A 1,452-nucleotide genomic window follows, 5' to 3' on the forward strand; every position below is an offset into this window, starting at 1 on the left:
ATCATCGCGCATCGAGGCATGAGACTCGGCCATCAGCTCGCCCATACGCTTCATGTCGTGTGCTCGCAGCGCTTGCGCCGCTTCCACAGTACGATCGTTTTCTGTGATGACATGACGGGCACGTTTTGCCACCATTTCATCCAGCTCAGCGACTTTCTCGTTGAACTGCTCAATCGTCACATCACGCAAAGCTTTCACACCGAAAATACGCGCCGCTTCTTCACATTGCTGACGACGAGTGTTGTATTCGCTGTCGACCAAACCACGTTTTTTATTCGAGTTGATGATCACGACTGCCATCTCTTCTGGCATCGAGACCGCTTCAGTTTCAAGGCTACGGCAATCTAATAGCATCGCATGATTTTCACGCCCTTCCGCTGAAATCATTTGATCCATGATGCCGCAGTTGCAACCGACGAATTCGTTCTCGGCTTGCTGACCGTTTAAGGCGATTTCCGCTTGGCTGATCTCAAGATTGAACAGCACTTTGAACGTCTGGCCAATTACCACTTCCAACGCCGCCGATGAGCTCAAACCCGCGCCTTGAGGCACGTTGCCGCTGACTGAAATATCCGCCCCAGTAAACTGGTAGCCACGCGCCAGAAGACACTTCACCACGCCGCGAATGTAGTTCGCCCACATTTTGTCTTGCTGGAAGGTAATGGCTTGCGTGATATCGAATTCGTCCACTGCGTTACCGTAATCGACCGACACCACACGCACGATATTGTCTTCACGCTTTGCCGCCGCCACGACCGTTTGGTAGTTAATGGCACACGGTAGGACAAAACCATCGTTGTAATCGGTGTGCTCACCAATCAAGTTCACACGACCAGGCGCTTGAATAATATGGCTAGGTGCGTAGCCCAACACTTGCTCAAATGACGCTTTCACATTTTGGATAAGTTCAGACATAGGGACGTTCTCTTAAAATAGTAATTTGTGTGGGATAGCGCGTTGAGCCTAACTTTCTATCTGTAAAGTCGCGCTATCCCGTTATTCGTAATCAGTCCAATTTAAAGACTTAGCATTCTTTGTAGTGGACATCACTCACATCACGCAGACGCTGCGCCGCTTGCTCTGCGGTCAGGTCACGTTGGCTTTCTGCCAGCATTTCGTAGCCCACCATGAACTTACGAACCGTGGCACTGCGCAGTAGTGGCGGATAAAAAAGTGCATGAAGCTGCCAATGGTCGATGTCTGTGCCTTCGTCAAAAAACGGCGCGTAGTGCCAGCCCATCGAGTAAGGGAAAGAGCATTGGAATAAATTGTCGTAACGGCTGGTCAGCTTCTTAATCGCTCGCGCTAAATCGTCTCGTTGCTCATCGCTGAGTTCGCTCATGCGACGAATGTGCGTTTTCGGCAACAACATGGTTTCGAACGGCCAAGCAGCCCAGTAAGGCACCACCGCCAGCCAGTGTTCGGTTTCCACCACAATACGTGAACCGTCTT

2 protein-coding genes are annotated in these 1,452 nt (G+C 50.8%); both read right to left on the reverse strand.

Features of this window, described 5'->3' with window-relative positions:
* The coding region (gene galK / locus R7Q38_RS23310; RefSeq protein ID WP_318114457.1) for a galactokinase at positions 1-915 on the reverse strand (915 nt) is incomplete at its 3' end.
* A gap of 109 nt (positions 916-1,024) precedes the next feature.
* Positions 1,025-1,452 (reverse strand): galactose-1-phosphate uridylyltransferase (gene galT, locus R7Q38_RS23315; RefSeq protein ID WP_318114458.1); only part of this gene is annotated, 428 nt, incomplete at its 5' end.

This window comes from Vibrio sp. Vb0598, assembly GCF_033338935.1.
GTDB lineage: Bacteria > Pseudomonadota > Gammaproteobacteria > Enterobacterales > Vibrionaceae > Vibrio > Vibrio alginolyticus.